At 43.1% G+C, this 13,212-nt stretch carries 14 protein-coding genes; 5 read left to right on the top strand and 9 right to left on the bottom strand.

What is annotated here, in order from left to right; all coding sequences use genetic code 11:
* Positions 1-32 precede the first annotated feature (32 nt).
* From OH456_RS04355 to yihU, 4 genes are all read right to left on the bottom strand, one after another.
* Positions 33-893 carry a class II fructose-bisphosphate aldolase gene (locus OH456_RS04355; RefSeq protein WP_006069615.1) on the bottom strand — a complete coding sequence of 287 codons (861 nt, stop codon included), beginning with the start codon at positions 891-893 and terminating at the stop codon, positions 33-35.
* Between the two features lie 246 nt (positions 894-1,139).
* On the bottom strand, positions 1,140-2,390 hold the full coding sequence (locus tag OH456_RS04350; protein ID WP_006069614.1) for an AGE family epimerase/isomerase: 1,251 nt from the start codon (positions 2,388-2,390) through the stop codon (positions 1,140-1,142).
* A gap of 114 nt (positions 2,391-2,504) precedes the next feature.
* Positions 2,505-3,545, bottom strand: coding sequence for an aldose epimerase family protein (locus tag OH456_RS04345; RefSeq protein ID WP_006069613.1), 1,041 nt, complete (start codon positions 3,543-3,545; stop codon positions 2,505-2,507).
* A gap of 17 nt (positions 3,546-3,562) precedes the next feature.
* Complete coding sequence (gene yihU / locus OH456_RS04340; RefSeq protein ID WP_006069612.1) at positions 3,563-4,456, bottom strand: sulfolactaldehyde 3-reductase; 894 nt, start codon at positions 4,454-4,456, stop codon at positions 3,563-3,565.
* Positions 4,457-4,722: 266 nt separating this feature from the next.
* Between yihU and OH456_RS04335 the strand changes: the two genes are divergently transcribed.
* Together OH456_RS04335 and OH456_RS04330 are read left to right on the top strand one after the other, a co-directional pair.
* Entirely contained in the window at positions 4,723-5,604 is an 882-nt protein-coding gene (locus OH456_RS04335) for a sugar kinase (protein ID WP_006069611.1), read from the top strand.
* Between the two features lie 27 nt (positions 5,605-5,631).
* On the top strand, positions 5,632-6,390 hold the full coding sequence (locus OH456_RS04330) for a DeoR/GlpR family DNA-binding transcription regulator (protein WP_124942181.1): 759 nt from the start codon (positions 5,632-5,634) through the stop codon (positions 6,388-6,390).
* Positions 6,391-6,429: 39 nt separating this feature from the next.
* Here the strand turns inward: OH456_RS04330 and OH456_RS04325 are convergent, their stop codons facing one another.
* The 3 genes from OH456_RS04325 to OH456_RS04315 form a co-directional block, all read right to left on the bottom strand.
* Complete coding sequence (locus OH456_RS04325) at positions 6,430-6,996, bottom strand: hypothetical protein (protein WP_062461270.1); 567 nt, start codon at positions 6,994-6,996, stop codon at positions 6,430-6,432.
* A 17-nt stretch (positions 6,997-7,013) separates the two neighbouring features.
* A complete protein-coding gene (locus tag OH456_RS04320) occupies positions 7,014-7,379 on the bottom strand; it encodes a hypothetical protein (protein WP_171390311.1) in 366 nt (121 codons plus the stop codon).
* Between the two features lie 153 nt (positions 7,380-7,532).
* A complete protein-coding gene (locus OH456_RS04315; RefSeq protein WP_270032878.1) occupies positions 7,533-7,943 on the bottom strand; it encodes a helix-turn-helix domain-containing protein in 411 nt (136 codons plus the stop codon).
* 131 nt (positions 7,944-8,074) lie between these two features.
* On the opposite strand from OH456_RS04315, the gene OH456_RS04310 reads away from it, so the two are divergent.
* Complete coding sequence (locus OH456_RS04310; protein ID WP_270032877.1) at positions 8,075-9,268, top strand: C45 family autoproteolytic acyltransferase/hydolase; 1,194 nt, start codon at positions 8,075-8,077, stop codon at positions 9,266-9,268.
* 303 nt (positions 9,269-9,571) lie between these two features.
* On the opposite strand, the gene OH456_RS04305 is transcribed toward OH456_RS04310, so the two are convergent.
* Positions 9,572-9,886, bottom strand: coding sequence for a J-domain-containing protein (locus OH456_RS04305; protein ID WP_270032876.1), 315 nt, complete (start codon positions 9,884-9,886; stop codon positions 9,572-9,574).
* On the bottom strand, positions 9,887-10,531 hold the full coding sequence (locus tag OH456_RS04300; protein WP_270032875.1) for a TetR/AcrR family transcriptional regulator: 645 nt from the start codon (positions 10,529-10,531) through the stop codon (positions 9,887-9,889). It lies immediately after the preceding gene.
* A gap of 367 nt (positions 10,532-10,898) precedes the next feature.
* On the opposite strand from OH456_RS04300, the gene OH456_RS04295 reads away from it, so the two are divergent.
* Together OH456_RS04295 and OH456_RS04290 are read left to right on the top strand one after the other, a co-directional pair.
* Entirely contained in the window at positions 10,899-11,057 is a 159-nt protein-coding gene (locus OH456_RS04295) for a hypothetical protein (protein WP_156020610.1), read from the top strand.
* Between the two features lie 91 nt (positions 11,058-11,148).
* A complete protein-coding gene (locus OH456_RS04290) occupies positions 11,149-13,137 on the top strand; it encodes a peptidase U32 family protein (RefSeq protein WP_270032874.1) in 1,989 nt (662 codons plus the stop codon).
* Positions 13,138-13,212 lie beyond the last annotated feature (75 nt).

The raw sequence follows: 13,212 nt of genomic DNA, 5'->3' as shown, positions 1-13,212 counted from the left end.
GGTTAATGTCACATTATGGACATTTGGTCGTTTTAAGCTTTACCGTTTGAGCCAAATAGACGGATTTTGTGTTGAACAACTTCCATCATTGATTCAATACCTGTGTTCATGACATCCGCCAAAATGAAATCATTTTCATTCTGTTTCCAGTGAGCTTGAACACCTTTGATAAAGCCTTGACGAAGCTCAGTATCAACGTTGATCTTCGCTACACCGCGTTTCACAGCTTCGACCACTTGGTCATCAGGTACACCTGAGCCACCATGAAGTACAATAGGTTTTTTCACTGCTTCTTTGATTTCGCTTAAACGGTCAAATTTCAGCTCTGGTGTTGTTTTATATACACCGTGAGCGGTACCGATAGAAACGGCCAAATAATCAACACCCGTGCGTTCAGAGAAGTCCAGAGCTTCTTCAACCGTGGTGATCATTGCATCTTTCTCATCAACAGTGATGTCATCTTCCGTACCACCAATTTTGCCAATCTCACCTTCAGCACCTAAGCCAAGTGCATTAGCTACGTCGACGACAGCTTTAGTAATGCGAATGTTCTCTTCGAAAGGAAGTGCCGAACCGTCAAACATCAGCGATTGGAAATCACGGGTTGCTGCTTCCATGCACTGTTCGAACTTGCGGCTATGATCAAGGTGAATACAGATTGGCACTGAAATCTGGTGATGTTGTATTAGAGAGTCAACAGCATCGCGTAACGGTTTCATGCCCATTTCATTAATCGCTTTTTGGCCGATTTGAAGCATGATTGGTGATTGCTCTTTCTCAGCGGCAAGAAGCACTGCTTTAATTGTTTCTAAATTGTGTGCAGTAAAAGCGCCGATGGCATAGCCATTGTTCCACGCTTCTTGAATCATTGTTTTACCTGACATATAAGGCATTGTGAGTGTTCCTCTGTATTTGTTCGTTACTGTAGTAATTTACCAGTACAAAACGTCCACTTCTGTTAGTTATGTATCACTTTATGACACAAACGCTCAATTAAGGACAAAAATGAGCTATAGAGCACATCTTTATGTTGTTTTTTGATTTTCTCTACCAAAATGTTAAAAACAAAAAAAAGATGACGGCACTACACCGTCATCTTTCGGAAAGACTTAAATTTAATATCTAATGATATTAGGATGTTATCTCATATCTTGGTCAAGCAAGCCTTGAGATAATGCAGGAGCTAACCCTGGAGTCAGTGGCAATCTAGGAATCACCAAACAATGCATTAAGTGGTAAATATCTTGTTTACCATCCCATACCTTGCTAGTGCCGGCTTGGTTATTTACGTCCAACTCTTGCCACCAAGAGCATCCTTCATAATCAATCAAATAGGTACGGCAATAATCCCACCATGTACGATAGTAATCTTCGTACTTCTTATCACCCGTTACTGTAAATAGAGCATAAGCAGTACCAATCGCTTCTACAGGAGCCCAGCGGATACGCTCACGAACTACTGGCTTGCCATCCCAATCTACCGAATAAACAAAGCCCGGCGCACCGTCGACATGCCATGCGTCACGCACCGTAGCATCAAATAGTCCAATAGCGTCTTCTAACAACCATTCTGGACAATCTTCACCAATCTCAAGCAAGGTCGCACGTAAGTGACAAATCAAACGTCCCCACTCGATCCAGTGGCCTGGTGTACCACCGTACGCTCTGAAATGACTTGCTGGCGTTTCTTTGTTGTAATCAGGAAGAGGTTTCCACTCAGAGTCAAAGTGTTCATTAACGCGGTAGCTTAATCCTTTCGCTGTTTTGTTGATCATAAACTCGGTGATGTTAAGTGCGCGCTGCAACCACTTCTTATCTTTTGTCACATCGTAAACAATCAAGAAAGCCTCTACAGAGTGCATCGCCATATTACCGCCGCGGTAATCCTCGGTTTCAGTCCATTCTCTGTCCCAAGACTCGAAGCACATTTGACGATCTTCGACCCAGAAGTGCTTTTCATATACGGCAATGGCTTCTTCCAGAAGTGCTTGCGCACGAGGGTGACCTGTAGTGACTGCACTCGCTGCGCCAAGGAGCACAAACGCATGTTGGTAGCCTTGTTTTGACTCATCAACAATGCCTTCGCCTTCGTTATCAATTGTCGCAAACCAACCGCCGTGAGCTTGATCTTTCAACGGGCCTTCTAGAGCTTTAATACCGTGCTCGACAAGGTCATAGGCACCAGGGCGTCCCATAAGTGCAGCCAAGGAATAACAATGGAGCATGCGCGCAGTTATCCAAAGACGTGTGCCCATCTCTTCGCGCACATTGCCGTTGTTACCAATCCAACCAAAACCGTTTGGTACCACAGAGTTTCTGCCAAACTCAAAAATGCGGTCAGTTTCGTTATCTAACCATGTGTTATGGGATCGGGTATTAATCCATTTCATAGGGTGTTTCCTCGTTATTTTTTGTTGCGACCGACCCTATCAGTCCATCGCATTGAATTCAGTATCATTATTGTTATCTAGCGAACGGCAATAGCGGTTTGCTGATTTTTAGGTCTATTTCACCTCAAAACGGTGAATAGTTTTTTCTTCGAACAATTCACCAGGATTCAAACGCACGGATGGAAAGTGCGCTTGGTTAGGGCTATCCGGATAATGCTGTGTTTCCAAACATAGTCCTTCACGATTTTCATACTTATGACCATTGCGACCATACCAAGGCTTATTCGACAACTTGAAACCGTTATAGAACTGCACCGCAGGTTGAGTAGTAAAGACCGTCATTGCTCTACCACTATTAGGTTCATACAGTTCAGCAGCAATTCGATAACCTTGTCGGTCTGTATCGCCGTTTAATATAAAGTTGTGGTCAAACTCTCTGTTGCCTACTTCTGTGCGGGAGGTAAAGTCGAGATCACTGCCCGTTACCGAACAAATTTCTCCCGTTGGAATCATGGTTTCATCCACTGGAGTATAGAACTCTGACTGCAGTGTTAGTTGATGATTATCAACGGTTCCTGAATCATGCCCACCAAGATTGTAATAACTATGATTGACCAAATTGACGACCGTTGACTGATCGGTATGAGCAGTAAAGTTGTAATGGACTTGGTTCTGTTCATCCAGACCGATTGAATGTGTCACGACTAAGTTGCCACCAAACCCTGACTCACCGTCCGGAGAGATTCGACTGAAATGAACAAAAATCGCTTCACTTTGCTCTTCTAGCGTGTAATTCCAAACGTATTTGTCGAACCCTTTTGAGCCACCGTGCAAATGCTGCCCCGTCGGAAGCTCATTCGTTTCTAACTGAAAGACTTGTCCATCTAATTGGTAACGGCCATCTCTGATTCGATTTGCAAAGCGCCCCGCGACTGCTCCAAAAAACGGGTGGCCAGCAACATACTTTTCAAGGCTTTCATAACCTAGAACCACATCAGCAATCTGGCCGTTACGGTCTGGGACTTCAATGGAAGAGACAATACACCCGTAATTTGTTACACGTATCGTCATACCGTGTTCATTCGCCAACGTAAAGAGCTTAACCGGTACCTCTTGACCCTCAATGTGGCCCCAGTTTTCTTGAGTCAGTTTCACGTGATTGCCTCTATCCGTTATTTAATTTTTGCTTCAAGACCTGAAGTAACGCGTAGCTGTTCAAATACCGCAGTCCAATCCTGACGACCTCGGCCTGCTGCACGCGCAACACTATATAGCTCGCGAGATGCCGCACCACAAGGCATTGGTACATTCACTTGGTTAGCAAGATCCAAAGCAATTCCTAGATCTTTATGCGCTAAATCCAGCATAAATGCAGGGCTTAGGTCGCCTGCTAATACTTTGCCCGGCCAGGTTGTTGTAAAGTGACCTTTACCCGCTGGAGTACCACTCATGACTTTCAATGCTGCATCAAACTCAAGACCAATAGCTTCAGAAAGTGTCGCCGCTTCTGCAGACAATGCGTTAAGAGCAATGCTCATATAGTTGTTAATGATTTTTACGCGAATACCTTTACCTGGGCCACCAGCATCAATTGTTTCAGAGCCCATGCAATCAAATAATGGTTGCGCTTTGGCGATTTGCTCTGGAGTACCACCAGCAAGAATCAACAGCTCACCTTTGATCGCATGGTCAGATGTTCGACCTACTGGTGCTTCCATCATTGAGAAGCCTTTTTCCGACATCTCGTTAATAAGCGCATCAGTTTCAAACGGGTGAATGGTCGACATGTCGATAAGTAACGCCTGCTTATCTAAGCCTTCTGTAACGCCACTGTCACCAAAGAGTGTGCTTTTGACCAGTGCGCCATTAGGCAGCATAGTAATAACAAACTCAGCGTCAGATGCAGCGTCTGCTGGTGATGTAGCGGCTGTAGCACCTAACTCAACCATCTTTGCGACAGCAGTCTCGCTGATATCAAACACGCGTAAAGAGTGGCCACCTTTAATAAGGTTTGCTGCCATTGGGCTGCCCATTTGACCTAGACCGATGAATCCTACTGTTGACATGAAAAAGTCCTTAGTTCTGTTATTGAATTGCTACTTACTATAATCATTCGAGATTTAATAACCACAACATTTGTCACATTTTGTTGTTTTATGTCCATTTATTATCTTTTTGTGAGAATACTCTCATCGCAAATCTATTTAGTCCTTATAATGAGCCCATGAGTTGTGAAAACACTCGATGGTTTTCGACGGAGATTTTTCCTTAAAGCTAACGATAGTTTCACCGCTTTTTTTCCAATGATGTTTGAAACGATAAGAGATATAAAATGGCGATAGCTTGTGTTGGTATTACAGTATTAGACCGAGTGCAATTGGTTTCCCAACTCCCGACTCAGGGCGGCAAATATGTTGCACACGATTACTTTGAAGTTGGTGGTGGACCAGCCGCTACAGCTTCGGTCGCAGTGGCTAAGTTAGGCCATGACGTTGACTTCATAGGTCGTGTTGGTTGTGACAGCGTTGCTGATACCATGTTGACCGAATTGGCCAGCTATGGTGTTGGCGTAGACAAGATGGTGAAAATCGAAGGTGCATCCTCTGCATTTTCAGCCGTCATCGTCGATGAAGAAGGCGAACGAATGATAGTCAACTATCAAGACAAGTCTCTGCTGCGCGATGCTACCCCTCTTAAAAATGTTGATTTTTCGACATATTCCACAATTCTTACAGATGTTCGTTGGATAGATGGCGCAAAATATGCACTACAGCAAGCAAGAGAACTGGGTATTCCCTCAGTTTTAGATGCAGACATCACTCCCGAACCCATTGATGAACTTGTAGAATTAGCAGATCACGTCGCTTTTAGTGAGCCAGGTCTCGAAAAATTCACTGGAACAAGCGATCCTGTTGAAGGTCTCAAAATCGCTCAAAAAAAGACATCTGGACGAGTTTATGTTACAGTCGGTTCAAAAGGATGTTATTGGCTTGAAAATGGCGAACTCGCACATCAAGTAGGTTTGAAAGTAGATGTTGTTGACACCACAGGTGCAGGCGATGTCTTCCACGGAGCACTTGCTGTCGCTGTTGCAGAGCGTATGGAAACGCGTCAATCCATTATCTTTTCCAATACCGTAGCTGCGCTGAAATGTAAGAAACTTGGAGGCCGCGAAGGTATTCCAACCCGAAAAGAAGTGGATGACACTATATAAAACTAATAATAAAAAAGAAGGGTTATCGTGACTAATCCAAGACAAGATAAATTATTGCAGTTCGTTAACGACAAAGGTTACTACACCGTCGAAGAACTCGCAGAAATGCTCGACGTTTCGACTCAAACGATTCGTCGTGATATTAAGAAACTCAGTGAAGAGCGCCTTGTAATACGTCACCATGGTGGAGCAAGTTCTCCTGCTACCAAAACGAACCTAGATTACGAAGTCCGTAAGGTGTCAGAGACCGAACAAAAAAACGCTATTGCTAAACGTATTGCGGATATGATTCCTGATAATTCAACGGTATTCATCACTATTGGTACGACCGCTGAAGTTATTGCGAGTCATCTGCTTAACAAGAGTAACTTGCAGATTATTACTAACAGCTTACGTGTTGCGAATGTGTTACACGGTAACAAGACATTTGATGTTCTGATACCAAGTGGCAAGGTCAAGGCATTTAACGGTGGTATTGTCGGGACTGAAGCATTGGACTTTATTTCCAACTTCCGTTTTGATTTCCTTATTACCAGTGCAGCATCTATCGATGTTGATGGTACCTTATTGGAATATGACTTAAGCGAAACTCTGATTACTCAAACAGTAATGAAATCGGCTCGACATGTGTTGGTCGCTTTGGATTCAACTAAGTTTATCCCAAAGGGGTCCATTGAATTAGGTCCAATTAGTGATGCAAGTTGCTTATTCACTGATGCGCCTCTGACTAAAGAATTAGAGGCTATTGTGAATAAAGGCGATACAACAATTGAGATTTGCGATTAATCTACGTTTGCGCAGCTGAAAATTAAACGGTCAACTTGTCTAAGACAAGGTGGCCGTTTTTATTTGCAGCATCCCACTAGATGTCTTGATTAAGTAACATGACCTGCACTCTAATCCAATCGCATCGAAGCACTCTATAGCACTAACGAAAGCACTAGTAATAAGCGAACTACTTGGCGTGCCTGTTCGTTTCACCATATTACTAAGCAAATACAAGATATGAATGAGCGTTTGGCGCTTATCTCCCCCCTCTCCCCACATAGGTTCAACATCAAGCGTCTCACCGTATAATGCTGGCTTAATTAGTAAACCATTGCCTTCAAATTCCAAACGGTGCTTTATTACTAAACTGCTGACGATTAAAATTTCACTGTAATGCAGAGCACTATATCGAGAACATCCGCTTAGAAGATCATCTAACCAACCGCAGCCGTGGCTCGGCTCTTGCAGAATCGACTCTTGAAGAAATAGGTTTCGAACATACGTTAACGCGGAATTCACACACAAAGCAGGTACCTTGGGTCGAGATGCTACAGTTCTATTCCGCCACAGCTCAGCCTGCTTATCTACGTCAGTCATCGAAACGTTTATTACTTTGCTCATCATACGCACAACCTACCTACTTACTGATGCGCTGTACGCTTCATTACAGCGGTAAACTTGCTCTCCGTCGTGGCTGTAGAAACAAGCACCCACCCCTGACTATTCATGTAATTTAGAGCATCCATTGGCGAGTTAAACGCAATGGTTTTGCCATTTTCGTCGCGTAATAGGTCTTTGTTCCTAACGCCAATCTCCAGTTCTTGCCCAAAGTCGACCTCAACTTTCCATTTCGTCAGACTTAAGAGTTTTCCGGATGCGATCACCATAGCGTATTGTTCGGTTTGGGACTCACGAGCAGTAGGTTCGGGAGATGAAGCAGCGTGGCTTACGGTCAACGGTAACAGCAATAATAAAGACAGTGGGACAGTTCTAAGTAAGGTTTTCATACAAGGTCTCCGATAACATTTCGACAGGCACATCAACTGTGCCAACGACAAAAATCGTATCAAAGACAGCGTCCATTATATGGAAACTATAGCCCTATTTTGTCTGGAATATGGAAAGTGGTTTTTACTTACGACCTGATGAACAAATAATTGCTATGCTTTCTGCTCGTCTCGTTTTTTCAATGTACGGTAGAATTCTGATAAGTACTCAACATCTTCTTTCGGAGCTGCCAACATTAGATCCAGAAACTTCAACGTGCTTGCGGATAACGGTAATTGCCCGCCATGAAGTCGTTCTAAGCTGGTCATGGGGAATAGCTGAAGAAGACTAACATCAAGTGCTTTCGCAATACGGAAAAAATCTAGAATAGAAAAATGGCTCTTTCCTTCTCTATCCATTTTCTCATAAAGCGCAGATCGACCAATTCCCGCTTTTTTTGCCAGTGAGTTCTTGGAAAGCTGGGTCTGAACCATCAATGCTTCCATTCTCTCTATAACCATTTTTCGGAATACCTGTTCCTCGACCCCAAAAAACTCAAAACCTTCTGTTTCAATCTCTGCCATTTCGATTTGTCCATTATGTGGAATTTACATACCCATCCTATCCGAATAACGGATATATCAAATGATAAGTTTATACCAGGTTACACACAACACTAGTTATCAAACCTTATATTTTAACTGAGGGCACCTTTATGCAAACTACTCATCAAGCTTTAATCATCACCGCACTAACGCTGTCTTGTAGTGCAAACGCAATATCTCTCGAGCCTGCACAAGGTTTGAATGTTAACCAACCCTATTACGCTCCAGAGACATTCGTACAACAGAAAAGCTTGCCAGTTGTGGATATTCGAGGTCTTGACTCTAAAAGCTATGTCACGGTTTTTGAAAACCAAATTGGTGATGAGGTTAGGCGAGGCATTAAAGAGGCAGAGTATGTTTACAAACTGGCGGGAATTGATGTTGTCGAATTCGAAAAAGACTCCATGAAAGTATTGGAGAACTCGAGAAAACTCAATCCCGAGTACTTTGAAATAGTAGAAGCATTGGCAGAAGTCGGAGGTATTTCTGTAGAAAGGATGTTCACATTATCTCAACTTGACGCCGCGTTAGCGTCAGCAGCCCAATCATCATTAAGTGGCTGTACAACCATTAGTTTTGCAGGTACAGGGGTGGTTGGACAAGTCAACGATACCCCTTCTTTATCTGGCGGCAACTATTGGGTTCTTCAAGCTGACGATTACGTTCAAGTCATGGCGTCCGGTTTTTATGGCTCTGGCCAAACGCTTGGCAAAGACATAGGTGTGGTGATTAACTTTCAGGGCACTGACTCAAAAGGTGTAGGTCTTCAATCTAATAGTGCAATCGAACTTGGCGCTCTTCAAAACTACTTAGCTCGTCACGCCAAAAGCGTGGAAGAAGCAGAGAAAATTCTAGAGAAACACCGAACGGTTGTTGCATCGCATTTTAACTTTGCAGATGTAAATGGCGATACCATTGGTATAGAAATGCTAGAAGGCGATAATTACGTCATAAAACGTCCAGCAGGTATCGGTCATGCGAACCATTCCGAACGTCCGGGCGTGATGCAGTCTTTTGCTGAATCAGTAGGGTTAGGCGAGAAAAGCAGAAAACGCACCATCGCTACTGCCTACACTGAATGGCGCGCAGAGTTTGCTCAACAGTTTATCAATAATAGCCCTGAGGGAAATGTTGACGCAGCAAAGTACGTGCTTAATACCAAACCTATCGCTCAACATGCAGCATATGGGTCGGATTTTATCTCTACGCTAACCGCAGTTATGGACACTAAGGAAGGCTGCTTAGAAGTGGCTCCGGGGGTGGGTGAATGGAATGACTTTCAGAAAGTGTGTCTAAACAAATAGTTCGTTACTCTAGAGTAGACTCTAATAAAGAATCTACTCTAGACACTTGATTGGTCATATAGATTGAGCACAAGACTTTGACTTAAGTGTTTTAAGCTAAATTGACAAGCGCGTTCCTTGTTCCAATCTCACTGAAAGGCTTTACGGTTCCTGAGCTGTTGTGTCTTCTATTCCAAATATAAGTCGGCGCGGAGCAAGCGCAATCTTGACAAATCACGTGCCAATCTGAGTATCTTTCATTCCAAGCTGAGGTCCTCCATTCCACTAGTAACATCTTACTTCCGCAAAATGGACAAGCTTTCATTATTGGCTCTCCAGGAGCAGGTTTCTTTTCAGCTCTAAAGAGATAATCTCTTTTCTTAGAGCCTCCTTTGAATTCTCGTTAGCTTCTTGTTGGAATTGCTCTTTCTTTACTTCAATCTCTTTCATTAATTGAATTGCCGGAGGAAGGCAATTGGCATCTTTGAGTATTTTCATACCCATGCGGTGCTCTGCTGGCGTATTAAAATAATCTTCCAAATCAATACTTTTTCCTTTGTAGGGATTGTCCTTTAACTCCCCGGTTTGCTCTGCTTTACGAATCCATCCACTTATTGCATTGTCTATAAAAATCGACATTTAAGCCTCACTATTGCGTTGTGAATACACCACTTTTAGCCCTTCGATAGTAATTTTGATCCCGTCAACAAAGTACTTTTCATAGTCAACGGGTTTCGTCTGTTTCAGTAACCACGCTAGATTCGGCAACGTGTTGTCAATCAAAGAAGAAGGCTCTTGATTAGATGCAGTTTGAGGTTGCAGTTTCGCTTGCTCTTGGTGCTGAACAATGTCCGTTACACGCGTATAAACACTTGCGAACGCCATAAATCCAACTTCTGCCTCAAAGCCTGATTTCCGAAAAACCCCTAATACATCATTGGCGAGCACGCTACTTGCGGGAGTAAACTGCTGGTTGTATCTAACAAACTCAACGGAATTCGGATAAGAAAGTAATACCGACCTGAAATTTTCAGCAAACGCGTAAAGGTACTTATCCCACTCTTTCTCTTGTGGTAGTTCAACTTTCTCAATTACGTAGTCGCTGCAACAAACGATAAGCTCTTCCTTTGAACTTACGTGACGATAGAGTGCAGTCGCACTCACACCAAGTTGCTTACCCAGTGTGTGCATCGACACATTGGACAACCCTATTTGTAGTGCACATTCAATCACTTCAGCTCTTGTTATTTGCGCAGGTCGACCTTTACTTTTCTTGTTTGTCATTGCCTGGTCACCCTTATTTAGTTAACATCATTAAGTTTATATCATTAACTTAATTAATAACCCACCACCATGTCAAGATGATTTTTGATCCAGAGACGAAGAACCCAAGTTATTTGTCATTCTAAAAGGACAGATATTTGAGCTTTCATTCAACAGATAAATCAGCGCGAATGGCTGGATAACTTAAGTCGAATAATAGAGATTAATTAAGGGGATACTAATATGATAACGATTAACGCGCTTTTTAAGGAGTATTGACCATAATTCGGTCATTCTGTCTTTAACAAGTCGATGTACACAGGTTAGAAGCTTACACGTTCATCACTGCCAACAGTGGCGCCGTTTGTATGCCCCAAGTGAACTCGACATGGTAGTGCACAAAGCGATCTATTCAGCACGTTCCGATTATCGTGAGTTATTAACCACCTACCTCATCAATATTCATTCGGTACTCGGGGAATCTATGGTGCTTGGTTCTAATCCACTTTTCACCTATGAATCGGTCGCGGTTTCACTCAAACGTTAACACCTTGCTTATCCTTACTGTTAATAAGGTGAGAAATTCTGCTTAAGTTCCCGTAGAATACGCCCTCGTTTTTATTGGTAGGGTATAAGTTGTGACACGAGATCAGTTTGAGCTTTTAGCACCTGGTGGTGATGTTGAATCTATTAAAGCAGCAATTGCGGCAGGCGCTGATGCCGTTTATTGCGGACTAGACCGCTTTAACGCTCGAAACCGCGCAGCAAACCTAACCTTAGAAAACTTAACAGGTGTTTTGGCACTCGCACACGCTAACAACTGCCAGGTTTTCCTGACGCTTAATGTGTTGATCCTGGAGAGTGAGATTCCAGCAGTCATGCGACTGCTTGCTCAGCTAGCACAAACTGATATTGACGGCGTCATCGTTCAAGACCTAGGACTCGCTTACCTACTCAAGCACCATTTTCCTGAATTAGATGTGCACGCATCTACTCAGCTCAATACCCACAATACTGGGCAAATTGAGTTCTTAAAGCAGATGACGGTAAGTCGAGTTAATCTTTCGCGCGAGTTGAATATCAAAGAGATTGGTTATTTAGCCAAATTCGGCCACCAGCACAACGTGTTAATGGAAGTCTTTGTCCATGGTTCATATTGCATTGGATTCTCTGGCCTTTGCTATATTAGCTCTGCTCGCAATGGTGCGTCAGGTAACCGCGGACGTTGCAGCCAGCCATGTCGTGAGCAGTATGAGACGACAAAAGTAGGTTCCGATTACCCATTAAACTTAAAAGACAATTCCGCTTTTAATGACCTGCAAGCATTAGCCGATGCTGGAGTTTATTCTCTCAAAGTAGAAGGCCGTATTAAGAAGCCGCATTACGTCTACACTGTCGTTGATAACTGGAGAAAACAAATTGACCGTCTGTGCGACGGCAAAGCACTCTCCAATGATACAACCGATCTTTACACCGTATTTAATCGTGATTTTTCCAATGGCTTCCTGCAAGGTGAGTTTGGAAAAAACATGTATATCGACAACCCGCGTGATCACGCAGTAAAGCACTTCTCAACGGTCTATCAATGCACTACCAGTGATGAAGTTCAGTCCGTAAAACGTCGTCTTTACGATAAGAAAACCAAAATTATTCAACATGTTGAGTGTGAAGTTTCGGCGATGGACCTCGGTGCAACGAATACCGTAACCAGCTTAAAAGGCTCCATTGAAGCTCCTAAACTAGCGCCTCTACTTGAAAACCCGACAATTGGTAGTAAAAAGCGCCTTTCCATACTTGTTTCATCGGAACAGGACGTCAGTCTAACGCTTAACGATAATGTCGATGTCTACTATCAATTGCCGATGGGTCTAAAAGCCGAGTTAACATCACTCATTGCACTCTTTGAAGCTAATCCTCGACTCAAACCATGGTTCCCTGCCATTTTAATTGGTGATGATTTTGAGGCGGCGAAACAGCTGTTAGATGCCATTAGTCCATCGACACTGGTAACTAATAATTCAGGTGTCGGCTTTTACGCACAAAGTACTGGGTTGAATTGGATCGCCGGCCCTCAGATGAACACTGCGAACTCTTATTCGCTCAAATGTTTAAACGACGAATACCAAGCCAGTGGCGCGTTCTTATCGAATGAACTGAGCAAAAAACAGCTCAAGTACATCCGTCGTCCAACTACGATGCGAACGTTCTACAGTGTTTATCATCCAAATACTTTACTTACCAGTCGACAGTGCTTATTCCAACAAACTGAAGGATGTAAAAAGATTAAGGTAAATAATGGCTGTTTGAAGCGCTGCAGTAAACGAACGTCCATCATTAACTTAAAAGACAACCCATATGTGGTCGATAAACAAAAAGGCTCGTTTAATAGCCTTTATAGTGAGTTGAATGTTCTAAACCTTGAAGTACTCAATGACCACAACGATCTAATTACGGATGTATTCATTGATATGCGCAACATTCAAACTGAAACTAAGGTCAACGACGATAAGCAGCTAATTATAAGCACTTTTTTGCAGTGGCTGGCTGAGCCAGAGCATACATCAGGTGCTGTTATAGGGACTCTCATCTCGCCAACAACTAACCACCAATATTCGAAGGGTATTTAGGCCCTAGCTAACCAACGGTAGCCCATTGTTACCGTTGGTTTTTTACCAAGATTTACATTCAAACCTAGCGCATAA

The organism is Vibrio sp. La 4.2.2, assembly GCF_027586995.1.
Lineage (GTDB): Bacteria > Pseudomonadota > Gammaproteobacteria > Enterobacterales > Vibrionaceae > Vibrio > Vibrio mediterranei.
This window is presented reverse-complemented; position numbering and strand designations above follow the sequence as displayed.

Excerpts from the sequence above, each read along its gene's own strand:
- OH456_RS04355 (WP_006069615.1), bottom strand. The coding sequence starts at position 893 with ATGCCTTATATGTCAGGTAAAACAATGATTCAAGAAGCGTGGAACAAT.
- OH456_RS04350 (WP_006069614.1), bottom strand. The coding sequence starts at position 2,390 with ATGAAATGGATTAATACCCGATCCCATAACACATGGTTAGATAACGAA.
- yihU (WP_006069612.1), bottom strand. The coding sequence starts at position 4,456 with ATGTCAACAGTAGGATTCATCGGTCTAGGTCAAATGGGCAGCCCAATG.
- OH456_RS04335 (WP_006069611.1), top strand. The coding sequence starts at position 4,723 with ATGGCGATAGCTTGTGTTGGTATTACAGTATTAGACCGAGTGCAATTG.
- OH456_RS04325 (WP_062461270.1), bottom strand. The coding sequence starts at position 6,996 with ATGATGAGCAAAGTAATAAACGTTTCGATGACTGACGTAGATAAGCAG.
- OH456_RS04320 (WP_171390311.1), bottom strand. The coding sequence starts at position 7,379 with ATGAAAACCTTACTTAGAACTGTCCCACTGTCTTTATTATTGCTGTTA.
- OH456_RS04315 (WP_270032878.1), bottom strand. The coding sequence starts at position 7,943 with ATGGCAGAGATTGAAACAGAAGGTTTTGAGTTTTTTGGGGTCGAGGAA.
- OH456_RS04310 (WP_270032877.1), top strand. The coding sequence starts at position 8,075 with ATGCAAACTACTCATCAAGCTTTAATCATCACCGCACTAACGCTGTCT.
- OH456_RS04305 (WP_270032876.1), bottom strand. The coding sequence starts at position 9,886 with ATGTCGATTTTTATAGACAATGCAATAAGTGGATGGATTCGTAAAGCA.
- OH456_RS04300 (WP_270032875.1), bottom strand. The coding sequence starts at position 10,531 with ATGACAAACAAGAAAAGTAAAGGTCGACCTGCGCAAATAACAAGAGCT.
- OH456_RS04295 (WP_156020610.1), top strand. The coding sequence starts at position 10,899 with ATGGTAGTGCACAAAGCGATCTATTCAGCACGTTCCGATTATCGTGAG.